Raw genomic sequence first — 26,515 nt, 5'->3', positions numbered from 1 at the left:
CGGGCGTATCGGCGTTCGTCGCCGGAGTGGTTTCGGACACGGGAGTCTCGCGCATGAGCGCTGAATGTTGCGGTGGGGAAGTTGGGGGACAACGGGACATCTCGTCCCGGTCAACGCCTTCATGATCGAAGGCTGCGTCGCGCGCGACGGTTTCATCGCGTTCTGACGGGAACGGACACTAGCACCGCACTCGCGGCGGGCACAAGAGTTGCGCTGCCGCCCGGGCGTGATGCGACCGAAGCACAAGGGGCGGCCCCCTGTGGCCGCCCTGGCTTGTATGCGGGGACGCCGCCGAACGCGTTGTTTCGATGCGCCACGAGCAGGGCGGCCACAGGGGGCCGCCCCTACATCGAGATGCGGTCTAGAGGTTCTTGTCGATCAGGCTGGTGAGTTGCGACTTGGACAACGCGCCGACATGCGTGGCCTGCACCTTGCCGCCCTTGAACAGCAACAGCATCGGGATGCCGCGCACGCCGTAGTTGCGTGGCGTCTTCTGGGCGATGTCGGTGTTGACCTTGACGATCTTCAGGCGCCCGGCATAGCTCTCGGCGACATCATCGAGGATCGGGGCGATCATCTTGCACGGCCCGCACCATTCGGCCCAGAAATCCACCAGAACCGGCTCCTGGGACTGCAGGACGGTGGCGTCGAAGGTGTTGTCGTCGGCATGGGCAATGCGGTCGCTCACTGAAATCTCCTTGAAGGGCGCGGGTTTGCGCCGGGCATGCGGTACACTCCGCGGGTCGTGCTGCGGCCTTGATCCCCTGGATCGGCCCGGCGCGCTTGCCGGGGGCGTCGGATTGTCGCCCCCACCCGGGAGCGGATCAAGCACGCCCCCGACCTGCCCGCGGTGATGCGGGCGAATCCGCGCCACACAAGGCCGCACCCGAAAGGCAACAGAAAAAGAATGTCCGACAAGCCACTGACCGATGTCTGCTTCGAGAACTTCAGCCTCGACCCGCAACTGCTGAAGGGTCTCGAAGATGCAGGCTTCATCCGTTGTACCCCGATCCAGGCGATGTCGCTGCCGATCACGCTGCAGGGCCGCGATGTCGCCGGCCAGGCCCAGACCGGCACCGGCAAGACCGCTGCCTTCCTGGTCTCAATGTTCAATCGTCTGCTGACCAAGGCGGCGCGAGCCGACCGCAAGGACAACGAGCCACGCGCCGTGATCCTGGCGCCGACGCGCGAGCTCGCGATCCAGATCGAGAAGGATGCGCAGCAGATCGGCCGCAACCTCGGCCTGCGCATGGCACTGATCTACGGCGGCGTCGACTACGACAAGCAACGCACCCAGCTCAGCGACGGCGTCGACGTGATCATCGCCACCCCCGGCCGGCTGATCGACTTCGTGCGCCAGCACGCGGTGTCGCTGCGCGCGGTCGATGTCGTCATTCTCGACGAGGCCGACCGCATGTTCGACCTCGGCTTCATCAAGGACATCCGCTTCCTGCTGCGGCGCATGCCGGACCCGCACGAGCGCCAGAACCTGCTGTTCTCGGCGACGCTCAGCCATCGCGTGCTCGAACTCGCCTATGAGCACATGAACGAGCCCGAGAAAGTCGTGATCGAGTCGGAATCGGTGACGGTCTCGCGCGTGCGTCAGGTAGGTTACTACCCGGCCGCGGACGAGAAGATCCCGCTGCTGCTGCACCTGCTGCACAAGGTCGGCAGTCCGCGCGGCATGGTGTTCGTGAACATGAAGATCGCCGCCGAGCGCGTCGCACGCAAGCTCGAAGCACACGGCTGGAAGGTCGGGCTGCTCTCCGGTGACGTGCCGCAGAAGAAGCGCGAGTCGCTGCTGAACCGCTTCCAGAAGGGCGAACTGGAACTCCTGGTCGGCACCGACGTCGCCGCGCGCGGCCTGCATATCAACGGTGTGACCCACGTCTTCAACTACGACCTGCCGCACGACGCCGAAGACTACGTGCACCGCATCGGCCGCACCGCGCGCCTCGGCGCCGAAGGCGATGCCATCAGCTTCGCCTGCGAGGACTACGCGGTGTCGCTGCCGGACATCGAGAAATACATCGAGCAGAAGATTCCCTTCGAATCGATCACCCCGGACATGCTGGTGGCGCCACCGAAGCGCGAGCGCGCGCCGGGCGAGGGCCGCAGCGAACTGTCCGAAGTGCTGGATGCGGCGGCGGCGAAGCGTCGCGAAGACCGCGACCGCAAGAACCGCGATGGCCGCACCGGTTCCGGCGGCAGCAGTCGCCGCAGCTCGACCGGGTCGGGGCATGCCGGCAGCAGCTCGCGCGGCGAGCGCAAGCCGGGCGAACGCCGCGACGGCCAGAAGCCGCGTCACGAGGGACCGCGCACGCAATCCGCCGCGCCGCAGCCGCGTCCCGAGCCGATGACCGAAGGCGTGCCCGGCGAGTCACCGGCCGAGGCCGAACGTCGCCGCAACCGTCGCCGCCGCAAGCCGCGTGGCGAACGCGTCGAAGCCAGCGGTGCCGTCGTCATCCAGCAGCCGATCACCGCCGAGATCCCGACCGTACCCGCGGGCGCGCCGTTCTTCGCGCGCCTCAAGCACAAGATCAAGCAGATCGTGCAGCGCCTGCCGATGCCGGGCCGACGCCGCTAGCCGATCCGCGCACACCCCCGATTCGCGGGGATGACGCCATCCCGGAGCCCGCCGAACATGGCGCGCCGCTCCGGGAGTGCCTCATGCAACGTGCGCTTCGTCCCACCTTCCTGATCTTCATCGCCCTGCTCGCTGGCGCCGGCCCCGCGCAGTCGGCCATGGTCGGCATGAATCTGACGGTGCGCGATCCACTCGGCACCGGCACCTTCGGCGCTGCCGGCGTTGGCGGCTTGACGCTTTCGGCCACCAACGTATCCGGCGCCACATTGACCGCGCCGATCACCTTCCGCATGACGCTGCCGCAAGGGATCAGTTTCGTCGACGGATCGACCAACAGCAGCACCTTCACCTGCAGCGCACCGGTGACGCCACGCGATGTGGTGTGCGTGCGCAACACCAACTGGACCACAGCGCTGTTCGGCGCCTCGCTCAGCTTCGACATCGACGTCGCCGCGGACTTCACGCCGGTCGGCCTGACCGAGTTCACCGGCACCATGGAGAACGCGCAGTTTCCGCTGCCCGATCCACTGAACTGCGTCACCACCAACGGCGGCACGACGCAGTGTACGAAGGACATCGTAACCGTCGTGCAATCGCAGGTCTTCGTCGATCGCATCACCATCGACAGCGACAACATCCTGACCGCCGGTGATGACGAGGTGGCGCGCGTTCGAGTGGTGAATGCCGGCTACGACCAGGGCAACGCGCCGCTGACGATGAAGCTGCATTGGCCGGATGGCGTGACATTGCTCACCCAGATCGATTGGGGCGGCATCAATTGGACCTGCAGCGGCGCCAACCCGACGACCTGCACGACGAACAACTGGATCGTCGGCAGTAACGAGCCCATCTTCAACATCCGCGTCGCTGACAACATCCCGATCCCTGGCCCGCTGACCATCCGCACCGAGATCGGCAACCGCGAACCACAGCCGATACCGAGCGACTGCCTGGCCAACCCGACGCAACTCGGCTGCTTTTCGGCGTCGTTCGCGACCGAGGCGGCGCCCGCGCCCATCCTCGAGATCATCAGCATGGCGCACACCCCCGCGGTGCTGCCGATCCAGAGCAACACCGGCAGCATCACCGTCAGCTATCGCAATGTCGGCAATCTCGGAGCCGGAAATTTCTACGTATCGCTGCAACTGCCGCCGGGCTTCGGTTACGCGTCGCTGCAGGCCGGCACGGGCTATGCGCTGACCGCATGCACCGCCACCGGCAGCGTCGAGTTGGGCCAGACCGTGAAGTGCAGCCGCAGCGCGGGTTTGCCGGTCAACGGCAGCGGCTCGGGCGTGGTGCGCCTGAACATCGCGCGTGGCGTCGTTTCGCGCGTTGGCGGCGACCCGTTGGTGGTGGCGTCGATCGCCAGCGCAGCCGCCGACAGCGCAAACCCGGACATCCTGCTCGACTGCGCATCCACCCCCGAAGCCGCGCACTGCGAACACCAGGCGGTTCCGGTAACTGGCGGCTGCATGGACTACGCCGAGGACATCTACTGCAACGGCTACGAGGCCGTGCCCTGATTCGCGCTCAGCGACGCGGGCAATCCGCGCTCGCAGCCGCGCCGCGCAGCCGCTGCGGCAAGTAGTAGTCGAGCAGTTCGCGCGTGCGCGCATGCTCGGCGGTGGGCAACAACTCGCCCAGATCGGCGATCCAGCGATCCGCGCACTGTGTCGCCGTGCGACTGGTGCGCGCGGCGCAATCGAGCAGGTGGGCAAAACCGATGCGGTAGCGGCGGAAATCCTTGCGGTCCATCACCGGGCCATGTCCCGGCACGAGGCGGGTGAAAAGCTGGTCGCGCAGATCCTCCAGCACCTCGCGCCAGCCGGCGGGACAAGCGGTGTCGAGGAACGGCACCGGCAGGGTGACCAGATCACCAGCGATCAGGGTGCGTGACATGCGGTCGTAAGCCCAGACATCGCCATCCGTCACGGCCTGCGTGGTCAGGTGGATGTCGAGATCGCGCCCGGCAAGCACGCGCCGGCCGTTCTCGATGATCGGCACGGTCGGGTGCAGTCGCTCACCCAAGTCGATGCGTGCGATCTCGGCCACCCAGCTCCGCAGCTCAGGCGCATCCGGTTGCCCTGCCGCCAGCGCGACCAGTTGCTTGCGGTAATCGGCGAGGAAGCCGCGCTGAGCCGCGACGATGGCGCCGCTCGCGTGCACCTCGGCCCGCGGGTATGCGGTGCGCACCATGACGTTGCCGCTGACATGGTCGAGGTGCCAATGGCTGTTGATGATGTCGCTGATCGGCACGCCCGACCGCGCGGCGTGGTCGAGGATGGCCTGCGTGTGCGCGTCGTGGCGACCGGTATCGACCACGATCCAGCCATCGCGTCCGCGCAACATCACGCTGTTCCCGTCGGGCTGCTGCCCAGGCACGAAGGCGCCGCGGAGCAGGTGCAGATCGGGTGCGATGGCCTCGAACGACTGCGCCCCTGCCAGGACGCTTACCAAGGCGAACGCGAAGCCCACAACCCAACGCTGTCGCATCCATCGCTGCATGATCGAACTCCGCCGCACCCGCACCGCGCCGACGATAATGCGAAGCACGATGAGGGTTGCCAGTGCTGCGACGACCGTACGCCGCGGCGGGATCAGTCGTGCGCGCCGCGTCGGTGGCAGTCGCCGCCGACCGCAACGAAACCCTCCGGTCCGATGCGGGTCCCCGGGATTTCGCTGTTGCCGTGGTCCGACCAGAACGAAACCGCCGGCAGTACGCGCGCATCGCTGCGCCAAACCACCACTTCGTAGTCGGAACCGGTCTCGAACGGCCGGCCGCTGCCGACACTGTTGGCGTTGTGCATCTCGTGCGCGTGCGGCAGCACCTTGCGCAAGGTTCCGGGGTAAACCACTTCGGCGCTGGCACCGATGCGCAGGCGATATACCGTCACTTCGACACGGGCGCTCGCAGCACCGCGATTGACCAGCTTCCAGTCGACCGAGCGCGTACCTGCCGGCAGTGCGAACGGACCCGACGACAGCAGGCAGCCACCTGACTCGGGTTGATTCACGCTCATCGTCTGCGACTTGGGCAAGGTCACGGCCTCGCTCGATTCGGCCGACTGGTTCGCGCCTCGCGGCGGCGCGGAGCGCTCGATTTCGAGCGTGTCGCCGGGCGCCGGCGAGCGCATAACCTCCACGGCAGCGACCGGTGCGGCCAGCACGGTCAATAGGCAAGTGCGAGCGATCATCGGCAACATGGGTGTTCTCCTCGGGTGGAGGAAAGCGCGGGACTGCGTGTCAGCGCTTGCCCAACAACGCGCGCAAGTCCGCGAACGGGTTCGAGGTGGCCGCCGCGGCCTTGGTCTCGCTGGCGAGACTGCCAGCATCGTGGTCGAGATAGCGCTGATGCTCGTTGTCGTGGCAGTACAGGCAGAGCAGCTCCCAGTTGCTGCCATCGGCCGGATTGTCGTCGTGATTGTGGTTGCGGTGGTGCACCGTCAACTCGTGCACGTTTGCGCGCGTGAACTCACGCGCGCAGCGCCCGCAGATCCACGGATACATCCCCAGTGCCTTCTCGCGATAGCCGCTCTCGCGTTCGCGCTTCGCCTTCGCGGCATCGGCGACGATGCGGTCGAGCTTCGACTCATTGATCGGCTTGTGGGCGGACACGGATAGCGACTCCCAGCGGTGTGCGATGGCGCAAGTCTAGTGACGGGGGAGCCGTTTGCGTCCGCCCCGAGGGCCACGCTGCACATGCACTTTCGTCACAACTCAAGCGTTGCCGCACCCGCGCCCGACCGATATCGTCGTGCCGTCAGATCCTCGCGACGCCGCTCGCGAGGCTGAAAATCCCGGCGCCTACCGGTCACATGTTCCTTGAGGGGGTTCCATGCGTCACAACCTGTTGTTCCTGGCCGTGGCCGTGGCCGCACTCGGCTCCGCCACCGACTCGATCGCCGCCGGCAAGTCCAAGAGCGGCCACAAGTTCAAGGGCAATGTCGAACTCCAGTACCGCACCAACGACAACATCTCGGTGGCACCGTCGTCCGGGAAGGGTTTCGACTTCGCGGACCTGTCTGAATTCGGCGATGAGGACGACGAATCCGATACGGGCGACGAGGACGACGAGGACGAAGACTTCGACGATGCCTTCGATGACGTCGTCGATGCCGATCTCGACGAGGACGAGATCGAGGAAGATGACGCGATCGACGAGGACGGCGACGGCATCGACGACATCATCGACCCGAATGCCGACACTCTGGTCGACTCCCAGACCCGCGTCACCGCCAAACTTGGGCTCGGACACAAGTACCAGTTCGGCAACGGCTCGACCTCGTGGAACAACGGCTTCAAGCTCGCCAGCGACACGCACGGCGGCCGCAGCGAACTGAACAAGCTCAACTGGGCGGTCACCAGCGGACTCGAGTTCGCGCCAAAAGAGAGCAAGCACTCGTTCAAGCCCTCGCTGTCCTACGTGACGCTGGAGAAGGACGACAACAAGTTCGTCAGCACCTTCGTGGTTTCGCTGGCCTACGAGTACGAAGTCTCCAAGCGTGTCGGTCTCGGCATCACCTACAACTACCAGGACAAGGACATCACCAACCCGGACTCGCCGGACTCGCGTATCGACACGCTCGCGCTCGCCGCGAACTTCAAGGCCACCGACAACGACATCTTCAAGCTCAAGTACGCGCCCAAGGTGGAAGACTCGACCGCGGTCACGCGCGACACCGACGCCTGGGCCTGGGAAGCCACCTACACGCGCAAGCTGCCGTGGGAGATGGCGCTCGGTCTCGGCTTCAAGTTCGACTCGGTTGACCACAAGAACCTGACGCCAAACCGCCAGGACGACAACACCACTTACGCCATCAACCTGGCCAAGGACTTCGGCAAGCAGCTCACGATCGAGGCCGGCTACGAAACCCGCGACCGCAACTCCAACATCCCGAGCAAGGACGCCAGCAACGACAGCATCTACATCGGCGGCACCTGGAAGTTCTGATCGGCACCTACCGACGCGCGCACCACCTGAAGAACGCCGGGGGCTGAGGATCTGGGCTGATGCCCGCGAATCCGTTCAATAGGCAATAGCGCCGCGAGGCTGATGTTCCAGCGCGCCTGTTCTGGCCGTTGGGCTCGGTCTGCGGACTTGACTTGTGACCGCGAACGATAGATAAGGACTAATACATTATCCCTTAATCCGTTTATGGGATATTTCATGAGGCCATATTCATGCGTTCCGCGGTGACAGACACGCTGCCTCCCAAAGTTGGCCGCTCGCTGGGAAAGCTGGGCGCGGACCTGCGCGACGCCCGCCGCAAGCGCCATCTGACCGTGGCGATGATGGTCGAGCGGGTCGGTGTATCCAAGGCCACCTACCAGCGCGTTGAAAAGGGTGACCCCAGCGTATCCATGGGTGTGTACGCGATGGCCCTGTTTGTCCTTGGCTTCCCCAGCGCGCTGGGCGAGATTGCCGACAGCCGTCGCGATGACACCGGGCTGCTGCTCGATGCACGCCGCCTGCCCCAGCGCATCAGGCCCAAGAAAGCGCCGGAAGCGCCATGAAGCGGACGATCGATGTCTTTCTCGGTGACATTTCACGGCAAGTCGGTACCCTGCGCTTCGAGGCACAGGGGGCGCGCCAGGCGGCCGGTTTCGAGTATCACCCGGACTGGTTGGCCGCACCGGATCGATTCCCGCTCGAGCCGGGCTTGCCGCTGGTGGCCGGCATGCAGTTCCATCCGGCGCAGCGCGATGGCTCGCTGTTTCATGGCGTGATCGCGGATACCGAGCCGGACGGTTGGGGGCGCAAGGTCATCCTCCGCGACTCCGTGAAGCGGCGGCAGCAATCCAGGAAGGCAGGCACCGCGACGGAGTCGGGCCCTCTGAACCATCTCGATTTCCTGCTGGCAGTCGATGACCTGAGCCGCATGGGCGCGCTGCGTTTCCGGGACGAGGACGGGAATTTCCAGCGCAGGCCCGAAGCGCGCAGTGCACCGCCACTTATCGAGCTGGGCGCGCTGCTCTCGGCCTCCCGTGCCGTGGAAATGCAGGCGGAGACTGCGGCAGATCTCGCCTTCCTGCGAGGCCGCGGCACCTCGTTGGGCGGTTTGCGCCCCAAGTGCTCAGTTATCGACGACGACGGGCGGCTGTCGATCGGAAAGTTTCCCAGCGTCGCCGACGATCGGCCAGTTACCCAGGGCGAAGTGCTGGCATTGCGCTTGGCCAAGGCGGCTGGCATCGATGCTGCCGCAGCAAGGCTGGTCGACAGCGACGGCCTGCCCGTGGCCCTGATCCGCCGTTTCGATCGCACCGACGACGGCCGCCGCCTGCTTTACGTTTCCGCCGCGACCATGCTCGGCGCCGACAGCAGCGACGGCACGGAGCATTCCTACACCGAGATCGTCGATGCGTTGCGACAACACGGCGCTCAGCCGCAGGCCGACATCGAGGAGATCTGGAGGCGCATCGCGTTTTCCATCCTCATCACCAATGTTGATGACCACCTGCACAACCATGGCTTCCTGCATCAGCAGCTCGGGCAATGGCGGCTGGCGCCGGCCTTCGATGTGAATCCCTTCCCCGAGCGCGTCCGCGAGCTCAAGACCTGGATCTCCGAAGACTCCGGCCCCGAGGCCTCGATCGACGCGCTGATGGCGGTCACCCCCTACTTCCGCATTGACCAACGAACTGCCCGGCGGATCCTGGGCGAAGTGGAGCGAGCAGTAAGCCTATGGCGTGAAGTTGGGCGCACCCTGGGTATGCTCGACCGCGAACTGGAGCCGTTCGCCGGCGCCTTCGAGCATCCGGAGCGCAATGCCGCGCGAGCAGTCATCGGCTGAGGCAAGCCAGCGTGCCTGATGACGCCCTGGCAGGCGCCAAGGCTGTGCCTTGAATGTCGATGAAGACGTGCAGACCGCGCGTCACTATCTCGCAATCGGCAACGTCCTTTTTTCGCAGCCTCATCACCTATCTCCCTCCTGATCGCTGAAACCGGTCGGAGTTGACCGGCAAGGCCATGCTGCCTTGAGAAACACGACTTGACTCGCTGCACTGGGCCGATCACGTCGACCCTTTGGAACATTGAAGCAGGTTGCGCTGCTGCGTAGCCCGCGCGAGGTTTGCCGTCGGGCGGTAAGGGAAATGTGGTGCATGAGGTGGAACCGCCACAAAAACAAAGGGCCTGCATCGCTGCAAGCCCTTGATTTGAATGGCTGGGAGACTAGGATTCGAACCTAGATAGGCAGAGTCAGAGCCCCCTCGGGCCAGCCCTTCTAATACTCCGCAATTCTCTGCAAACCTCCTCATCCTTCCTCAATTCTCCTTGCTGCTCAACAGCTTGGGCGATTCCTGCCGTATCGTTGGCTGCGCAAGTGTGGGCACAGCTACCCATTCGAACTCACCTCTCCTCGGCGCAAATGAGGAACAGGTGAGGAACGGCGAGCGGCGCTGTGCACGTACCAGGGATTGCCCACGGACGGGCCAGCAAGGAGTACTCACGGATGAAATTCGCGTTCAACAAGTCTGCAATCGAGGCCCTGAAGCCCGAGGCGAAGCGTCGTTGGTATGGCGACACCAAGGTGCGCGGGCTGATGCTCGCCGTGCATCCGACTGGTCGCAAGCAGTTCTACCTGAACCGGCGGATCGGCCGGGGCATGGAGAAGATCGCGCTCGGCCCGTTTCCCGACCTCGCGGTCGACGCCGCTCGACGCAAGGCCGAACAGCTGAATTCGCAGATCGCCGAAGGGGAAAACCCGGCCGAGTCCGCCCGCAGCGAACGCAGCTGCGAGACCCTGGCCGGAGCGTTCGAGCTCTACTACGAGCGCCATGCGCGGAGAAAGAAGCGGTCCCACGAGGGCGACCGGTCGCTCTGGCGGCTCTATCTGTCGAAGCTCGGAAGCAAGCGTCTCAATGAGATTCGGCGCCGCGACATCGCCGACCTGCATGCGGAAATCGGACAGGACCACCCCGCCGTGGCCAACCGGGTACTGAACCTCGCCTCGTCAGTTTTTGGGCGTCTCTATGAATGGGATATCTGGACCGGTCCGAATCCCTGCAAGGGCGTCCGCCGCAACCGGGAGCGGCCGCGCGACCGGTACCTGCGCGGCGCCGAATTGCGTCGATTCCTAGCCGCCCTCGACGCGGAGCCATGCGACACGACGCGCGACCTGATGCTGATCGCGTTGCTCACGGGCGCCCGCCAGGGCAACGTGCTGTCGATGCGCTGGGAAGAGCTCGATCTCGATGAGGCGGAGTGGATCATCCCGGCGCACAAACACAAGGGCGGCGATGCGCAGATCCTGCCGCTGGCACCCGAAGCAGTCGTCATCCTGCGTCACCGCTTCGCAACGACGACATCCCCCTGGGTTTTCCCCGCCCTTCGCGCCGACAGCGACAGCGGTCATTACCGCGGCATACCGAATGCGTGGAAGCGCATCCTGCTGCGAACCGAAGCCATCGGCCTGGCCGAACTGATCGCCGAGCGCCGCAATGTCACGGTCGACTCGGTCAAGGAGGAGATCTGGCAACTCGTCGCCACGAGTCGCAGCAAGCATGCGATGAAGCGAAGTCATCAATCTGCGACCGATGCGGTCATGGTCGAACTGCGCGAGGAAGTGCGGCAACTCGGCCTTGACCCAGCCATGGTCGCTGTTCGGGACCTCCGCATGCACGATCTGCGCCGCACGCTGGCCAGCTGGCAAATGAAAACCGGCGCCACGCTATACGTCGCATCGCAGTCACTGGGCCACAAGGACCTGAAGACGACGACCGGATACGCACGCCTGGACTCAACGGCGATTCGGGAAGCGATGCATCGGGCTGGCGCGGCCATGCTGGCGCTTCGCGGGCCTGGCTGAAGTCCGTTCGAAGCCGTTTGGATGCCAGAATGGAATCGTTCGCGCTCCCGCCAGACAGTTGCTCCCACTGGTTCGCGGTTTCCGCAAGAGGGTTAGAGTCTTGACTGAAGAACAGACGATCAGGCTCATCGGACTCGAAGCAGCCTCTCAGCAAGCAGATTTCTGATGTCTGAACTCAACTCCCTCGACACCGCCGTTCCGCTACGCCTCAAGGTCCGTTATCCGCCATGAACCCCATCGTCACGCTCAGTCAGAAGCAGCTGCTCGACTTCCTGCTCAACGTCGCGCCCGTTCGGCCGGTATTTGTGTGGGGTGCGCCGGGCATCGGCAAGAGTGCGCTGGTGCAGAACTTCGCTGATTCGGTCGGACTTCCCTGCGTGTCCTTGCTGGGCAGCCAGCTCGCGCCGGAAGACCTGATCGGCGTGCCGCAGATTATCGATGGCGTGAGTCGCTTCTGTCCGCCCGCGCAGATTGCTCGCACGACGCCGTACTGCCTGTTCCTCGACGAGCTCAACGCCTGCTCGCAGGAAGTACAGAAGGCGTTCTACAGCCTGATCCACGAACGGCGCATCGGCGAGTACAGCCTGCCCGCTGGCTCGGTCGTCATCGGCGCCGGTAACCGCGCTCAAGACGCCGCGATCGTCCGGCCGATGTCCTCGGCCCTGCTCAACCGGATGGTGCACGTTCACCTGCGCGCGGCCTACGCCGACTGGGAAGAATGGGCGCATGGCGCCGGTCTGCACGCACTGGTCCTCGACTACCTGCACGCCCGGCCGGATCACCTCTGGAACCAGCCGCCCAAGCACGAGGAGCCGTTCTCCACACCGCGCTCCTGGCACATGCTCAGCGACGCTCTGTCCAGCTACGGCGAATCCATGACTGCCGCCATCGTCGAGACGCTTGCCTACGCCACGCTGTCACCGGCGCACGCCCAGTCCTTCAAGAGCTTCTACAAGCAGCGCAATTCGCAGTATCGGCTGGAGGCCATCCTCTCCGGCAGCGTGCAGTGGCCGCACGCGCCGGAGGATCGCGACCTGCTGTATTTCCTGGCGCAGGGTCTGCGCGGCCGGCTGCTGACCGAACTGCCGCAACTCAAGGAAGAGATCAACAGCGAAGCCCGCGACCTGGCCCACAATGCCAAGGCGCGATTGAAGTCGCTGGCGACCATCAGCCTGGAAATCGCCCAAGTGGTGGTTGCCCGCGAAGAAGGCCTCGCGCTGCCCGATTGGTTCATGGTCGAGGTAGTGCGCGACCTGCCGCGACTGATCGAACGCAAGGTGTAGGCACGTGAGTCCGAAAAAACAGGATCCGGCCCGAGAATCGGTCGAAGCCGGTTTCAAGGAACTGCAGAGGCACCCGTTGCTCGGCATGCTCGCGGCAAGACTCAACCTGCGTCGCCCCAAGGAGATGAATCCGGTGCCTGACGACGGCTGGGCGATGGTCTCCGCAGACGGCGTGATCTACGCGCACGCCCGCCGGCGTGCCGAGCCGGCGGAGTGGTTGTATGTGTTCGCGCACGCGGCCTTGCACCTTGCTTTCGATCACTTTCGTCGCTCCGCGCGATCGCGACTGTGGAATGCTGCCTGCGATTGCGTGGTCACCCGGTTCTTGCTTGATTTGAAGTTGGGAACGCCAATCAGCCACCCACCGCAGGACGAACTGCATGCATGGGATGAGGACCGTTGGTTTCGCGCCTTCGACGAGCAGGGCATCCCGGACTGGGCGCTGGAGCTCTCAATCGCCGGCGCCCACCATGACGACATGCTCAGTCGCGACGGCGAGGCATCGCATCGATGGATTCAACGCACTGAGTGGGCAAAACTGTTCAGTGCCGGCATGTTCGCAGCTGTCGATGATGCGTTGATGCGCGCCTCGGGCGTGGCCAGCACCGAAGTGGCGGCGAAGAAGACTGCTGCCCAGCGCGCGCGCGCCTGGTTCATCGATCACTATCCCCTGCTCGGTGCGCTCGCCGCAGGGTTCGATCTGATCGAAGACACCGCGCAGTGCCATCGGCTGGACATCGGCATTGCGGCGATCAGCGACTCCGAACGCCGCATCTACCTCAATCCCGGCGCCGGATTGAACGAACTCGAGACGCGGTTCGTCATTGCGCATGAGCTGCTGCACGCCGGGCTGCGACACACCGTGCGCTGCGGCGGCCGCGACTTTTTCCTGTGGAACGCCGCCTGCGACTTCGTGATCAATGGTTGGCTGATCGAGATGGCCGTCGGCATGGCCCCGGCTCGTGGCCTGTTGCACGACCCGGCGCTCAAGGGTCAGTCCGCCGAGACGATCTACGACGTGATCAGTCGGGATCTGCGCAGTCGCCGCAAGCTGGCTACGCTGCGAGGTGAGGGCGCGGCGGACATGCTGGATGCGCCGGGCCATGCCGCCAACAGCCATTCCACGGATCTCGACAGCTTCTGCCGTCGTGCCCTGCTCACCGGGCTTGAACTCCACGTCAGTGGACAGCGCGGACTGCTTCCGGCCGGATTGATCGAAGAGGTTCGGGCGTTGGCTCAGCCGCCGATACCGTGGGACGTCGCACTGGCACAGTGGTTCGACGCCTGGTTCGCGCCGCTCGAGCGCAGCCGAAGTTACGCACGCATCTCCCGCCGCCAAAGCGCCACGCCCGACATCCCGCGGCCACGCTACGCGCTCGATGAGGCGCTTCTCGCCGGCCGCACGTTCGGCGTCGTACTCGACAGCTCAGGCTCGATGGAGCGCGCTGATCTCGCCCGCGGGCTGGGCGCGATCGCCGCCTACGCACTCAGCCGCGAGGTACCGATGGTGCGCCTCGTCTGCTGCGACGCGGCCGCGCACGACGAAGGCTATCTGCCAGTGGAAGCCATCGCCGGCGTGATCAAGATTCGCGGGCGCGGCGGCACCGTGCTGCAGCCGGGCATCGATCTGCTGCAAGGCACACCGGACTTCCCGAAATCAGCACCGATACTGATCATCACGGATGGCTTCTGCGAGTCTCGGCTCACGATCGCGCGTGAGCATGCGTTCTTGCTGACGCGTGTCGGTCGACTGCCATTTCTGCCGCGCGGGCCGGTATTCCGGACGAGTTGATTGCGGATGGGGCGCAAGGGTGCGCGAGCCAAGACGATGATCAAACCGCCCCCCATCACAGACCCAATTCAGCGCCGCGCGCGCGCAACCACTCCTTGCGACTCCGGTACTCCGGCAGCACCTTGTCGACTTCATTCCAGAACGCGACGGAATGGTCACGATGACGCGAATGGCAAAGCTCGTGAACGACGATGTAGTCGATGATCGTCGGCGGCGCCATCAAGCACTTCCAATGAAAGTGCAGGTCGCCGTTTGGAAGGCAGGATGCCCAGCGATAGCCGAGGTCCTTGATTTTCAGACCACCTGGTTGCACGCCAACCTTCGGGGCAAAATAAGCAATGCGCGCCTTCAGGCGTGACATGCCCTTCTCCGTGTAAAACGCCTCGAACGCGCTCTGCGCCGCATCGAAACCCTCTTCTTCTGCAATATCTCGCCGCAAGCAGAATCGTCCGTCCTTGAGCTTGATCGGCTCACTCTGCCCGTCCACCAACAGCAGTCGGTAGCGGTTGCCCAGATAGAGGAAGGACTCGCCGCTCACCCATTCGCGGGTGACACGCGTTGCATTCAGATCGCGCCATTCCGCGAGATTGCGGTAGATCCACATCCGCTTGCTCAATACGGTTTCGTCCACCTGTTCGGGTGTCATCCGCAGGGGCGGGCGAACGCTGATCACGCCATCCCGCTCGATGACAATATCCGTGGTCAGTCGCTCGGCACCGGGCAACAGCTGGTAGGTGATGTCACGCACGTGTCGCAGTTGCATTCACGCACCTCCACTCTTGTCGGACACGATGGCTTTCGTCAACGCATCGTGCCGGTTCTTCGCAAGATTCATGATCTCGACCGCAACGCGCTCGCGGTTCTGTTTCAACACCTCGATTCCGGTCTTTGACATTTCAGTCTTGAGCAATCCACGCACCCGCTTCTGTTTGTCGGGGTCGCTCCAGAAATCGATGCTCACCACCGAGTCCTGGAGGATCTCGACGGTGCGTTCCATCAAGGCCTTGAATCCCGGCCTGTCTGCGTCCGCCAATTCGTTCGCCGGGATTCCAACCGCCAGAACGTGCTCAAAGAACGTCGTCGCTTCCTTGCTCATGCCCGCTTCGCCGGCCCTTCGCCCTGCGAGGGCTTCGGACCGAAGCCCGGACAGCCGTTCCGCCAGCAGATCCCAATCGTCGTGATGCTTCTCAATGAGCGCATCCACTTTCTCCGACAGCCGCTTGTAGAACGCCGGATCCTCGTCGTGATGCACTGTGCAGTGCTTGCGGATGGCATGTTCCATCTCGCTGGCCTTGGCTTCGTTGTTCTTTCCGGCATGTGCGGCCAACTTGTCCAGAAAATCGTCGGCCAGCAATTCCACAGGCGGCACCTTGGGATTGATCCCCAGGCTGATCAGATGGGCGTTGATCAGTGCCTTCACCTTTTCCCCGGCGCTGCCGAGGTTCATGCTCTCGTCCTTGTAGCGCTCCTTGCACACTTGCAGGATGTAGCCGAAACGTTTTGCCGGCACCCGATACGGCTGGGCCGAGCTGTGCGGCAGGATGATGTCGAGGCTCATCAGGAACTTCTTGAAGTACACCTCGAAGTCCGCACGCTTCTTGTCATCTTTCAGCGCCTTAACGGCCGCATGCACGACAGCAGCATCGGCATCCAGATTGGGCAGTTCGCCATTCACGAACGCCTTGATGTGCTTGACGCCCAGAGCATCGAAATGCTGCAACAGACGCACGTACCGCTCGTCCAGCACCGGCAGCTCGGAGGAGATGTTTTTCATGCCGTCATTCAGTTCCTGCAACTCGTCGCTGGCGGCGTAAAGCGTCAGCGCATCGGTCAGGTGATTGGCCAGACCGATGTAATCGATGACGTAGCCGCGCTGCTTGCCTTTCTTGACGCGGTTGGTACGGGCGATGGCCTGCAGCAACGTGTGCTCACGCAATTTCTTGTCGATGTACATCACCTGTTCGATGGGCGCATCGAAGCCCGTCAGCAGCATGTCGCACACGATCAGGAACGCGATCCCGGTGTAGGCCTTGTCCGGGTCGTCCAGATCAAAGCTGCGGCAGAAATTCGCCATCGCATTCGTGCGCTGCGCCTGTTTTCTGGCGTGAGTAATGAACGCGGCCTCGTTGGCTCCGTCGCTGGACACGACAACGCTGGTCTTCAGGAAGCTCAGTCGCCGGATCAGCGCCGCATCTGGCGCGGCCTGCGCTTCTTCCCTGGCGATGCGTTCGGTCAGCGCCGCTTCAATGCCAACTTGATAGCGAATACAGGCCAGCCTGGAGTGGCACACCACTTGTGCCTTGAAGCCATTGGGCAGAATGTTGTCGACGTAGTGCGTCACCAGATCGCGGGCAATGGCATTGATGCGGTTCTCGGCCTCCAGAATATCGCCTGTGGCGCCGTACTTCTTCTTGATCGCCAACAGTTCTTCGTCGCTGCGGTCCTTGAACAGATCCTCAAATGCCGTGTCGAAGGCGTGTTTCTCGCTGAGGGCGCTGTCCGCGGTCTTACCCTCGTAGAGGATTTGCAGCGTGGCGCCATCGTTCACCGCATCCAGCAGCTTGTAGGTGTCGATGTACTCGCCGAAGCGCTTGTGGGTTTTCTTCTCGCCGTGACGCTCGGTGATCAAGGGCGTGCCGGTGAAGGCGACGCGGGCCGCATTGGGAAAGGCCTCGAACAGGTTGTCGCCGAGGTCCGAGCTTTGCGTGCGGTGCGCCTCGTCGATCATCAGGATGATGCGCGGCGACGCATTCACCATCCCAAGGTCTTGCCCGAAGGCATGGCCTGGTAGGTGCCCAGCGCTTCGGCCACGGTGTTGGTCAGCGTCTGCCGGTGTTCCTGGAACTTGTGCACCATGACCATGCTGACATCCGAGCTGTCGGTGGCGAGATGCGCGCGCAGTCCCTGGCGGCTCTCAATCACATTCACGTGCCCACCGATCAGCGTGGCGGTTTCACCGAGCTGTTCCTCCAGATCCTGGCGGTCATTGACCAGCACGATCTTGTAGTCATTGAGCGCACGACTGGCGCGAATCATCCGAGCCAGAAACACCATGGTCAGCGACTTGCCCGAGCCCTGCGTGTGCCACACCACGCCGCTGCGCGCCATGGCCGCGCCCCCTTCGCGAAGCCGCTGCACGATCTTGCTGGCGGCGCGGAACTGCTGGTATCGGCATACGGCTTTCACACGCGGCCCGCCGTCGGTGTCCATGAACACGGCGCTGGTGCGCAGAATCTGCAGCAGGTTGGGCTTGGTCAGCATGCCGGCAATCAACTGCTGCTGGGCGTTCAATCCGTCACGCGCAGCATCGTCCTTCGGGTACAGCGTCTTCCATGCGTAGTAGTGCTCGTCGCCCGAGGTGATGGTGCCGTAGTCGGCCTCGAGCCCGCTGCTGCGAATCAGCAGTAGGTTGCTGTGGAAAAGCCGCGGCTCACCTTCCTTCAGGCCGGCGCTTTCGGTTTCCGGGCGCCGCCGCATATAACGCTGCAACTGCACAAAGGCTTCCTGCATCGGATTGGCACAGGTTTCCGAGCCCTTCTTGCATTCCACGACCGCGAGCGGAATGCCGTTCACGAACAACACGATGTCCGGAACGATGAACGCCCTGACACAGCCCGGCGTATCGATGCGGAACTGGTTGATGGCGTGGAATTGATTGTTCTCGGGCGCGTGGAAATCAATCAGCTGCACCACCGGGTCAGACTCGCCGGTCAACTCGTTGGTGTCCGTCTGCGCCTTGAACAGCAGAGCCTGCACTGCCTCGTTGGCTTCCAGCAGGGTGCGATTGGGCTGGCGCAACAACTGGTTGCGCAGGTCTTCGAGCTGCCGGTCCGTCAACCATTCGCGACCATCGTCGCTACGGTTGATCGTGCGCACGGCGCGATCAAACACTTCGGGCAGCAGCCACTGGCGAAAGTGGTGGCGCAGACTCGGGCGCGCGTCTTGTGGAATGCCGGTGCCCTGGTCGATCACTGTCCAGCCCAGGCCTGCGAGCTGGCTCAGAAACGGTTTCTCGACCTCGCTGTATTCGCTCATCCCGCGCCGCCCGTGAGCTCGGCGTGCAGCCACCGCTGGCCTTTGGTGGTGAGTCGGTAGCGCTGCTTGCTGCTGCGGGGCTTGTCCGGCAGCGTCATTTCGAGCACGCCCAGCGCGAGTGCAGGGCCAAGATAGGCCGCACGAAAGTGATCTTCATGTTTCAGCGTCAAGGCCTCCTGCATTTGCAGGCGCGACATCTCGCCTGTCATCACCCGCAGCAAACGGCCAACTTCCCCGGTGACTTCCCCGGTGACTTCCCCGGTGACTTCCCCGGTGACTTGGTCGGTGACTTCCCCGGTGACTTCCCCGGTGACTTGGTCGGTATCGTTTGTTGCAGGTCGTTTGACCAGCGGATGGACCGGCAGCCGGATGACGCAGGCCAGCCGGTCATCGTCGGTTTCAAACCTGGGCGCAGGCGAGCCATTGGCGGCCATGGCCTTGAGTATCTTGGGCACGCCCGTAGAGCGACCTTCCGTGAGGTCCAGCTCTTTCAGGAACTCGCCAATACGGCGATTGCGGTAACGGCGACTGACCGCTCGACCGGCCTCGAAATCCTCGGTCTTGATCGAGCGATCCGGCCCAGGAAAGCTGAGGATCACCAACTCGTCATGGCCGATACGCACCTCGATCGGTTCGCGCAGTTCATAGGCTCGGTGATACACCGCATTCACCAGGGCTTCTTCGATGGCGATGTAGGGAAAGTTCCAAACGCGCGTGGCTTCAGCGCGGTCCGGATGCTTGAGCACGGTTTCGATCAGATAATTGCGCTGGATGAAACTGAGCGCGTCGCGCGTCATGCGCGCCAGCGGTCCCTTGAAGATCTTTTCGTCGAAACGGTCGCCGCCCGCGCCTTCAGGAAACCACACCACATCGATCTGCGTATAGGGAAAGAATCGGTCCGGCGCGTCATTGAAAAACAGCAGGCCGACATTCTTCGGCCAAGGTGACTCGCTCGGCCCGCCCACCAGGTTCATCTGCCGCCCCAGTTCCTCGACGGACATCCCGGCGGCATCGTCCGCCAGGGCGCTGCCGACTTCGCGCAGGTACTCGATCATCAGCGGCTTGGACAAATCGCTGAGCTTCGCGTGCTGGTGGTAGCGGTCGTCCCACGGCACCTGCGCGGTCAAGCTCAGCAACTCCTGTTCGACGTCACCCGTGGCCTCCACCGTGCTGCTGTAGCGGCGGATGTAGTAATGCCAGCTCTTGTGCTTGGCCGTGATCGCGGCCGGCACCTTGTACGGCCGGTGCATGCCGCCAGGCGCCTGCAGCACAATGAGCGTGCGATCGGCCACGGTGTGAATGCTCAGCGCTGGAAAATACGGCGGCTGGAACAACTGGCAGGCGGCGAGCAATTCTCGCTGGATCTTGTCAAGCTGGTTGTCGGCGAGGCCGACCGGCGGGAACACGGGCTGGCCATCGGCATCGCAATCCTGCCCGATCACGACATAGCCACCGCCGAGGTTCTCGAAGTCGTTGGCGAAGGCGCAAAGCGTGCGCAAGATGGCGTCCGGATTCCAGCCCGCCTTGTACTCGATACGCTCGCCTTCGACGGTGCGCTGGCGCAACAGGTCGTCAAGCTTGATCGGCAACTTGTCAGACATCCGCCGCCTCCATCTCATCGACCCGCACCGGCACCTTCCCAGTAAGCAGATCTTGCATCAGTCCGAGCTTTTGATTCTTTAGCTTTCGCTGAGCGTTGAGCTGTTCGGCCAGAAGCTGAGGTATCCCCACCTTTTCGCGCGACGATGCCCTGCGAAATCAAAGCGATAGCTTGCGGAGCGACATGAGGTCGGTAATCGTTCGGGTGTCTAGACCAAGGATCACCGACGCTCATGCGCCCCAGCGCCATCTTGCCGCAATGCCTCCCCTCTGTCTTCTCCACCCTGCACGCAGCAACCGCCACCGTGCTGCTCAAGGCGCTCGATGCGCTGGCTAGCGGTAGCTGGTTGACCATGACCGAGATCGCGCGCCACTGGCCCGGTGCGATGCGCGTCGCCGCACCACTCAAGGCGATCGACCGCCTGCTGCGCAGTGCACCGCTCGAACGACAGCGTGCCGCCATCTATCAGGCGATGTTGCGTTGGCTGATTCGCGAACCCCACCCGTTGATCGTCGTCGACTGGTCCGACCTCAAGCCCGATGGCAGCTTCAAACTGTTGCGCGCCGGCCTGGCGGTGCGCGGGCGAACGCTGACGCTCTGGGAAGAAGTCCACCCCGAGAAAAGCGCCGGTTCGGCAGTCGTGGAGCGCGCCTTCCTGCGCAAGCTGGCGAGCTTGCTGCCGCAAGGTTGTCGACCGGTCATCCTGAGCGACGCCGGATTCCGTCGACCATGGTTCACGGCAGTCACCGCACTCGGCTGGGATTACGTTGGACGAGTGCGCGGCACGGTCCATGTGCAGCCCGTCCGGAAGGCTGCGATCAACGCCGCCGACTGGTTGCCGTGCAGCGCGCTCCACGAACTGGCCTTGCCGGAACGCAGCCGTGAACTCGGTGCCTTTCATCTCGGGCGCACCAAGACCGTAACAACGCGGATCGTTGTCCACCAGTCGCGGCCGAAGGGGCGTCGCGCCTTGACCCGGCGCGGTGCGCGTCGACGCGACAGCACCAGCCAGAGCGCTGCCCGCTCGGCACGCGAACCGTGGGTTCTCGCCACATCGCTTCCACCCGAGCGCGGCACACCGGTGCAACTGGCGTGCCTCTACCAGCGCCGCATGACCATCGAGCAAGGCTTCCGTGACCTCAAGAGCGGAACCTTTGGCGCCGGCTTCGAACACAGCCTGACCCGGAAAGACTCCCGCCTCTCCAACCTGCTCCTGCTGTTCGCACTCGTGCAACTCGCGACCTGGCTTGTCGGACTGCACGAAGAACACCAGGGCCGCGGCGGCAGGCTCGAAGGCAAAAACACCTGCGTGCGCAGCCACCACTCCACCATGCGCCTCGGCGTCGAAGTCCTGCGCCGACCCGCTTGGTGGCCGTCGCCGCATCAACTCCTCCGCTTCCTCTCGCACCTGGCGCATGGCGCTCCACCACCGCTTCAGACCTGCCCGCTATCATGAAAAACGTGGGGATACCTCAGGGCCAGAAGTCCATCAATCACCCGAATTCGCCGAGCCATTTCCATCTGCTCAGTCTTGCTGATTGGAAATGCGACACAGACCTTTCGAAACTCACTCTGCTTAATACCTAATGCTGTTGAGCCACTGGCTAACCGAGCTATTGCAACTTGCATCGTTTCAGACATCAAACTGTAGGCAAGAAAGTCTGCGTCGATGAACTCGGACGGCTGAAGAATGATTGCTCTCTGTGCAAAGGCAACACGTTCTTCGGAGGAAATTTGAGCAACGTTGCCAAGAGGGGCTTCAGTCGTAAAGAGGATATCGCCTTTGCTTGGGATTCCTCTGGTCATCCAGCCGGCATAGGATGACTCGGCAATGAACTCGCGGGGCTCTGGGTCGATGTATCCCATACGAACATTCTTGGCAGTGATCAGCGGAATGCCTTCGACAGTTTTTTCCGGGGTCTTGCCACGGTAGTCGATGATCCTATTCAGAATGCTTCCGACTGCGGCATAGCGCCACTCCCTCGGAATCCACCCGATCTCCGTTTCCTGATACAGCTCCGGCGCCTCGCTGCGCGGCGGGCGCAGTTGGCCGTTGGGCAACACGCCACGAGTAAACAGGTCGTGCATCAAGCCAGCCTTGATCTGCTGGTACTTGGCGATCAGCGCTTCGGTTTTTTCGATGGCGCTGTCGGCGGCGGTGAGGATGGCGGCGATTTTTCGCTGCTGCTGGGCCGCGGGCAATGAGATTTGGCACTTCGCGAGTTCGCCAAGGTAGAGCCCCGCTTGTGCAGTGACATTGCATCGGCGTTCCAACTGCCGAACGAATTCTGCGGACGAAATTGCTTGATACACGAAGGCGGGAAGCACATCGTCGTTGCATCGGATGAATGCCACGCTTCTTTGAAATGCAACCCTAGAGCCACTCACTCATACCCCAACTCCACCAGATACGCCTGCAAGGCCTGCGCGGCGGCATCGCGTTCGGCTTCGATCTGTTTGGCGGTGACCGCGTACTTGCGCCACAGGTTTTCAATCGCCGCGACGCAGGCGCGTTGATCGGCGCGCAGGTATTGGCGGTAGCTCGCGAGCAGCACCTTGCCCAGACGCTCGACGATGATCACGCGGGCTTCGTCCTTGCTGATTTTCAGGCGCGCCTGTTCGACCAGATCGTATTTCCTGGCTTCGGTCGACTTGATCGCCACCTTCAGCGCCTTGGCTTCGTCTTCCAGCGCCTTGTGGCGAGCGAGTTGCGCTTCGATGCGTTCGGCCGCGTCGCGGAAACTGTTCCAGTCGCCAAACGCACGGTCGCGCTTGGCCAGCTTCATCATGCCCCTGGCTTCCTTCAGGCTGGCCTTGAGCGCCTTCACTTCCTCGGCCGGCAGTACGCCCGTATCGTCGCTGTCTTCAAAATCTTCTTCGCTGGCCGCAGCAAACAGGGCTTGCAGCTCCGCCAACCGGGCGTGTTGGGCTTCGAGTTCAGCCAGCACCTGAGGGAACTGGCTTTGCAGGATGTCGTCATCCGGAATCAGCTCCGGACCCCAGCCACTGGCGGCAATCGATTTGAAGTCGGAGGCGAGTTGCTTGTAGTAGTTGGCAAAGGCGCCGCGCACTTGGTAACGATTGAGCAGACTCTGGCCCGCGAACGTGCGCTCGATGCTGTCGAGTAGCGTCGCGCGCATCTGGTAGACGTTGTTGGTCTTGGCCTGCTGGTTGCTCGCATCCGGTGCCAATGCTTCGACCAGGGCCAGGTGCTGATACCACCAGCCGTCCAGGTCGGCCATGAACTGCGCTTGCCGCTCGATGACACCAACGTGATGGTTGATGTGCTCGACAATGGCGCGCTTGTCGTGCAGCGCCGAAGTGAAATCGGCGTACGGCACACCGCTCGCGGGAGCAGCGCGCGGCACAAAGCAGCTGTCGCGCAAACCCGCGTAGTTCTGCCAGAAGTGGCCAAGCGCATCGACCTCGCTGATCGGCACACCGCCGTGCAGATGCGCGCGCACATCGTGCGGCTCGGGCGGCGGGGCGTTGTCCACGTAGCGGCGGATGTTGCAGTTGTAGTCCTCGGCCTTGATTTCACTCACCGGCACGCGGCGGGCGTAGGCAGAGATGTCCGCACCTGCGCGGTACGCATGCACGATCTTGTCGATGTCTTCCGGGCGCAGGTGGTTCTGCGCCTTGCCTTCGCGGTATTCGCGGTCGGCGTTGATGAACAGCACATGGTCGCGTTGCGCAGCGCGCGCCTTGTTCAGCACCAGGATGCAGGCGGGAATGCCGGTGCCATAGAACAGATTGCCGGGCAGACCGATGACGGCTTCGAGGTAGCCCCGGTCGATGAAGAACTGACGCGCTTCGCGCTCTTCACCGCCGCGGAACAGCACGCCGTGCGGCATCACGGTGGCCATGCGGCCATCGTCCTTGAGCACGGCCAGCATGTGTTGCACGAACATCAGGTCGGCCTTCTTGCCTTTCTCCGGCATCCACACATGGAAGCGGCCCGGAAAGACCATGTCCTTCTTGATGTAGTTCTGGCTGAACGGGGGATTCGCGAGCACGCGGTCAAAGCGGCGCAGCTCGTTCCGTTCCGTCTTGTGCTGCGGTTCGCGCAAGGTGTCCTCGTTGCGGATGTCGGCGTGCGATATGCCGTGCAGCAGCATGTTCATCTTGCAGATGGACCAGGTGGTGCCCATCTTTTCCTGGCCGTTGAGCGACAACTCGGCGGCGTCGGCGCCGCATTCACGCAGGTAGTCGCGCGCCTGGATCAGCATGCCGCCCGAGCCCACCGTCGGGTCGTAGATGCTCATGCCTTCCTGCGGGTCGCAAATCTCGACGCAAATGCGCACCACTTCGGCCGGCGTATAGAACTCACCAGCCTTCTTGCCGGCCGAGTCGGCGAAGTGTTTGATCAGCCATTCGTACGCAGCGCCGAGCAGATCGGGGAACTCGAAATCATCGTCGCGCAGCGGGATCCTTTCGAAGTTCTGGATGAAATCGACCAAGGTGTCGTCGTCCAGCGTGTTCTGGCCGATCTTGCGGTTGAAATTGATGGTGCCCTTGAGCACGTCCTGCAGGGCATCGGCGTTGTCATCTTCCAGCGCTTCCAGCGCCTTGTTGAGCATGGAGCCGACGTTTTCCTTGGTGTGCTTGAGCGCCGGTTGCGGCTTGCCGGCGTCATCCACCCACGGATCGTTCCAGCGCGCGCGCACCGGCACGAAGAAGTATTTTCCGGAGTACTGGTCGGCGTCCTCGAGATTGATCGCAATGTCGGCATCCGACAGGCCGGCGGCCTTGCCTTCCTTCCTGATCTCCTCACGGCGCTGATCAAACAGATCGCTGGCGCGTTTGAGGAACAGCATGCCGAAAATGTATTCCTTGTATTCGCTGGCATCCATGTTGCCGCGCAAGTCATCGCAGGCGGTCAACAATAGGCTTTCGAGCCGTGCAAGCGTCAGTTTGGTAGTCGACATGTCCTGCGTATTCCCGTGAGTTTGCCTGGCGCTTTCCACGTCCAGACCAGGCCATACGCTATCAGCCACGCCGGGATTGCCAAAACCGCATGAGGTGCGTCGGCGCCGTCCGACAATGATCGCTGAGCGGAGTCAAACCTGTCGCCGAAATCCCGACTCGATTCCCGGCATGCCCGAGGACATCACCCTCGATCAGCTACTGCGCACGATGGATGCACTGATGGATCGGGCGGAGGCCGTCGAAGCGCGCGTTGCGGCGCAGTTGCGGCCGATGCTCGACCAATAGCTGTCGGTGGTGTTCTACGACCTGACCACGATCCGCATTCACGGTGAGGACGAGGTCGCAAACGATCTGCGCGCGTTCGGCATGAACAAGGAAACTGGCGGCATCGAGCGCCAGTTCGTGCTCGGCGTGGTGCAGTCGGCCGAAGGTCTGCCGCTGATGCATACCGTGCACGCCGGCAACGTGTCGGAGACCAAGACGCTGAAGGCGATGCTGGACTCGGTGCTCAAGCGCTTCGATGTCGAGCGCGTGATCATCGTTGCCGACCGCGGCCTGCTGAGCGTGGACAACGTTGCCGAACTGGCCGCCGTTGCCAACACCACGCAGCGCAAGTTGCAGTTCATCCTGGCGGTGCCGGCGCGGCGCCATCGCGAACTCGGCGGGACTCTGGATGCCCTCGCGTTCGATCGCGACCACGCCAGTCTGGCCGAAGGCGAGTTCGCGGGTCATCGCCTGGTGGTCGCGCACGATCCGGCACGCGCGGCCGAGCAATCGGCGAAGCGCCGCGCGCGGATCGACGAGATCGAGGCGTTCGCCGAAAAACTGGTGAGCAAGCTCGATGCGCAGGATCAGGGCAAAACCGCGCGCGGCCGCAAAGCCAGTGATCGCGGCGCCTACACGCGCTTCCAGCAGGCGGTCGCGGACGCCGAACTGACGCGCTACATCAAGGCCGACTATCAGGCCGATTGCTTCAGCTACGGCGTCGACGAACACGCGATCAGCGACGCCGAGCGTTTCGACGGCAAGCTGGTGCTGCTGACCAACGTCATCGCGGCTATCTCGATCGGACACAGAGCAGCTTGCAGAAGCGCGCAGCAGTGATCGGCGAAGCGACGGCGCAAGTGATTGCTGCGCAAGTCACGCGCAAGACGCATGCGGAACAGACCTATCGCACCAGTCAGGGCATCTTGCGCCTCGCCAAGGATCACGGCGCGGAAGCGCTGGAAGCAGCATGTCGGCGCGCACTCGATCTAAACGCGCTCAGCTATCGCGCCATCAACGATCTGATCCGTCACCCGCTACCGACACCGACACCACCGGCGGTCGTGATCGAGCACGCCAACTTGCGCGGCGCGGCCTACTACGGGGATCAGCATGCTCACTGAGCCCTTGTATCAGGCACTGCAAACCCTTGGCCTGCGCGGAATCCCGATCGCAATCCTGCGATCATTCCAATCCCTACCAGCCTGTGGATAACCG

At 63.3% G+C, this 26,515-nt stretch carries 18 protein-coding genes and 2 pseudogenes; 11 read left to right on the top strand and 9 right to left on the bottom strand.

Features of this window, described 5'->3' with window-relative positions:
* Positions 1–361: 361 nt before the first annotated feature.
* Positions 362–688, bottom strand: a complete 327-nt coding sequence (trxA, locus tag IPG63_07745; protein ID MBK6727138.1) for a thioredoxin TrxA — start codon at positions 686–688, stop codon at positions 362–364.
* Between the two features lie 219 nt (positions 689–907).
* Here trxA and rhlB point away from each other — a divergent pair, with 219 nt between their 5' ends.
* Positions 908–2,587: an ATP-dependent RNA helicase RhlB gene (gene rhlB / locus IPG63_07740; protein ID MBK6727137.1), complete on the top strand. Its 1,680-nt coding sequence runs from the start codon at positions 908–910 to the stop codon at positions 2,585–2,587.
* An 83-nt stretch (positions 2,588–2,670) separates the two neighbouring features.
* Positions 2,671–4,110, top strand: a complete 1,440-nt coding sequence (locus tag IPG63_07735; protein MBK6727136.1) for a hypothetical protein — start codon at positions 2,671–2,673, stop codon at positions 4,108–4,110.
* Between the two features lie 7 nt (positions 4,111–4,117).
* Here the strand turns inward: IPG63_07735 and IPG63_07730 are convergent, their stop codons facing one another.
* The 3 genes from IPG63_07730 to IPG63_07720 all read right to left on the bottom strand — a co-directional run bounded on the left by IPG63_07730 (position 4,118) and on the right by IPG63_07720 (position 6,202).
* Positions 4,118–5,092 carry an MBL fold metallo-hydrolase gene (locus IPG63_07730; protein ID MBK6727135.1) on the bottom strand — a complete coding sequence of 325 codons (975 nt, stop codon included), beginning with the start codon at positions 5,090–5,092 and terminating at the stop codon, positions 4,118–4,120.
* 92 nt (positions 5,093–5,184) lie between these two features.
* Complete coding sequence (locus tag IPG63_07725; GenBank protein MBK6727134.1) at positions 5,185–5,790, bottom strand: hypothetical protein; 606 nt, start codon at positions 5,788–5,790, stop codon at positions 5,185–5,187.
* Between the two features lie 40 nt (positions 5,791–5,830).
* Entirely contained in the window at positions 5,831–6,202 is a 372-nt protein-coding gene (locus IPG63_07720; protein MBK6727133.1) for an HNH nuclease family protein, read from the bottom strand.
* Positions 6,203–6,422: 220 nt separating this feature from the next.
* Between IPG63_07720 and IPG63_07715 the strand changes: the two genes are divergently transcribed.
* The 6 genes from IPG63_07715 (at position 6,423) to IPG63_07690 (ending at position 14,469) form a co-directional block, all read left to right on the top strand.
* The gene (locus IPG63_07715) at positions 6,423–7,538 is read left to right on the top strand and encodes a porin (protein ID MBK6727132.1); all 1,116 of its coding nucleotides are present in this window, start codon (positions 6,423–6,425) and stop codon (positions 7,536–7,538) included.
* A 230-nt stretch (positions 7,539–7,768) separates the two neighbouring features.
* Positions 7,769–8,101 (top strand): helix-turn-helix transcriptional regulator, encoded by a 333-nt coding sequence (locus IPG63_07710; GenBank protein ID MBK6727131.1) that lies wholly within the window; start codon positions 7,769–7,771, stop codon positions 8,099–8,101.
* Positions 8,098–9,378 (top strand): type II toxin-antitoxin system HipA family toxin, encoded by a 1,281-nt coding sequence (locus tag IPG63_07705; GenBank protein ID MBK6727130.1) that lies wholly within the window; start codon positions 8,098–8,100, stop codon positions 9,376–9,378. Before IPG63_07710 ends, IPG63_07705 begins: the two co-directional genes overlap by 4 nt.
* Before the next feature lie 660 nt (positions 9,379–10,038).
* Complete coding sequence (locus IPG63_07700) at positions 10,039–11,394, top strand: tyrosine-type recombinase/integrase (GenBank protein MBK6727129.1); 1,356 nt, start codon at positions 10,039–10,041, stop codon at positions 11,392–11,394.
* A 227-nt stretch (positions 11,395–11,621) separates the two neighbouring features.
* A complete protein-coding gene (locus tag IPG63_07695; GenBank protein ID MBK6727128.1) occupies positions 11,622–12,677 on the top strand; it encodes an AAA family ATPase in 1,056 nt (351 codons plus the stop codon).
* A gap of 85 nt (positions 12,678–12,762) precedes the next feature.
* A complete protein-coding gene (locus IPG63_07690) occupies positions 12,763–14,469 on the top strand; it encodes a peptidase (GenBank protein MBK6727127.1) in 1,707 nt (568 codons plus the stop codon).
* A 55-nt stretch (positions 14,470–14,524) separates the two neighbouring features.
* Here IPG63_07690 and IPG63_07685 read toward each other — a convergent pair whose 3' ends face one another.
* The 3 genes and pseudogenes from IPG63_07685 to IPG63_07675 all read right to left on the bottom strand — a co-directional run bounded on the left by IPG63_07685 (position 14,525) and on the right by IPG63_07675 (position 20,105).
* A complete protein-coding gene (locus tag IPG63_07685; GenBank protein MBK6727126.1) occupies positions 14,525–15,232 on the bottom strand; it encodes a M48 family metallopeptidase in 708 nt (235 codons plus the stop codon).
* Positions 15,233–18,504 (bottom strand): annotated as a pseudogene (locus tag IPG63_07680) (type I restriction endonuclease subunit R).
* Positions 18,501–20,105, bottom strand: a complete 1,605-nt coding sequence (locus IPG63_07675) for a putative DNA binding domain-containing protein (protein ID MBK6727125.1) — start codon at positions 20,103–20,105, stop codon at positions 18,501–18,503. The pseudogene IPG63_07680 and the gene IPG63_07675 overlap by 4 nt, the downstream one beginning before the upstream one ends.
* Before the next feature lie 231 nt (positions 20,106–20,336).
* On the opposite strand from IPG63_07675, the gene IPG63_07670 reads away from it, so the two are divergent.
* A complete protein-coding gene (locus tag IPG63_07670; protein ID MBK6727124.1) occupies positions 20,337–21,560 on the top strand; it encodes an IS4 family transposase in 1,224 nt (407 codons plus the stop codon).
* Here the strand turns inward: IPG63_07670 and IPG63_07665 are convergent.
* Both IPG63_07665 and IPG63_07660 read right to left on the bottom strand, forming a co-directional pair.
* Entirely contained in the window at positions 21,539–22,459 is a 921-nt protein-coding gene (locus tag IPG63_07665) for a restriction endonuclease subunit S (GenBank protein MBK6727123.1), read from the bottom strand. The genes IPG63_07670 and IPG63_07665 overlap by 22 nt on opposite strands.
* Positions 22,460–22,488: 29 nt before the next feature.
* Positions 22,489–25,032: an SAM-dependent DNA methyltransferase gene (locus IPG63_07660; protein MBK6727122.1), complete on the bottom strand. Its 2,544-nt coding sequence runs from the start codon at positions 25,030–25,032 to the stop codon at positions 22,489–22,491.
* A 157-nt stretch (positions 25,033–25,189) separates the two neighbouring features.
* On the opposite strand from IPG63_07660, the pseudogene IPG63_07655 reads away from it, so the two are divergent.
* Together IPG63_07655 and IPG63_07650 are read left to right on the top strand one after the other, a co-directional pair.
* A pseudogene (locus IPG63_07655) lies at positions 25,190–26,086 on the top strand (IS1634 family transposase).
* A 47-nt stretch (positions 26,087–26,133) separates the two neighbouring features.
* Complete coding sequence (locus IPG63_07650) at positions 26,134–26,421, top strand: hypothetical protein (protein MBK6727121.1); 288 nt, start codon at positions 26,134–26,136, stop codon at positions 26,419–26,421.
* Positions 26,422–26,515 lie beyond the last annotated feature (94 nt).

The organism is Lysobacterales bacterium (genome assembly GCA_016703225.1).
Classification (GTDB): domain Bacteria; phylum Pseudomonadota; class Gammaproteobacteria; order Xanthomonadales; family Ahniellaceae; genus JADKHK01.
This window is presented reverse-complemented; position numbering and strand designations above follow the sequence as displayed.

Coding starts and splice junctions, on each gene's coding strand:
- IPG63_07715 (MBK6727132.1), top strand. CDS start 6,423: ATGCGTCACAACCTGTTGTTCCTGGCCGTGGCCGTGGCCGCACTCGGC.
- IPG63_07705 (MBK6727130.1), top strand. CDS start 8,098: ATGAAGCGGACGATCGATGTCTTTCTCGGTGACATTTCACGGCAAGTC.
- IPG63_07735 (MBK6727136.1), top strand. CDS start 2,671: ATGCAACGTGCGCTTCGTCCCACCTTCCTGATCTTCATCGCCCTGCTC.
- IPG63_07675 (MBK6727125.1), bottom strand. CDS start 20,105: ATGTCTGACAAGTTGCCGATCAAGCTTGACGACCTGTTGCGCCAGCGC.
- IPG63_07685 (MBK6727126.1), bottom strand. CDS start 15,232: ATGCAACTGCGACACGTGCGTGACATCACCTACCAGCTGTTGCCCGGT.
- IPG63_07700 (MBK6727129.1), top strand. CDS start 10,039: ATGAAATTCGCGTTCAACAAGTCTGCAATCGAGGCCCTGAAGCCCGAG.
- IPG63_07725 (MBK6727134.1), bottom strand. CDS start 5,790: ATGTTGCCGATGATCGCTCGCACTTGCCTATTGACCGTGCTGGCCGCA.
- IPG63_07730 (MBK6727135.1), bottom strand. CDS start 5,092: ATGCAGCGATGGATGCGACAGCGTTGGGTTGTGGGCTTCGCGTTCGCC.
- IPG63_07710 (MBK6727131.1), top strand. CDS start 7,769: ATGCGTTCCGCGGTGACAGACACGCTGCCTCCCAAAGTTGGCCGCTCG.
- IPG63_07660 (MBK6727122.1), bottom strand. CDS start 25,032: ATGTCGACTACCAAACTGACGCTTGCACGGCTCGAAAGCCTATTGTTG.
- IPG63_07690 (MBK6727127.1), top strand. CDS start 12,763: ATGCTCGCGGCAAGACTCAACCTGCGTCGCCCCAAGGAGATGAATCCG.
- IPG63_07670 (MBK6727124.1), top strand. CDS start 20,337: ATGCGCCCCAGCGCCATCTTGCCGCAATGCCTCCCCTCTGTCTTCTCC.
- IPG63_07695 (MBK6727128.1), top strand. CDS start 11,622: ATGAACCCCATCGTCACGCTCAGTCAGAAGCAGCTGCTCGACTTCCTG.
- rhlB (MBK6727137.1), top strand. CDS start 908: ATGTCCGACAAGCCACTGACCGATGTCTGCTTCGAGAACTTCAGCCTC.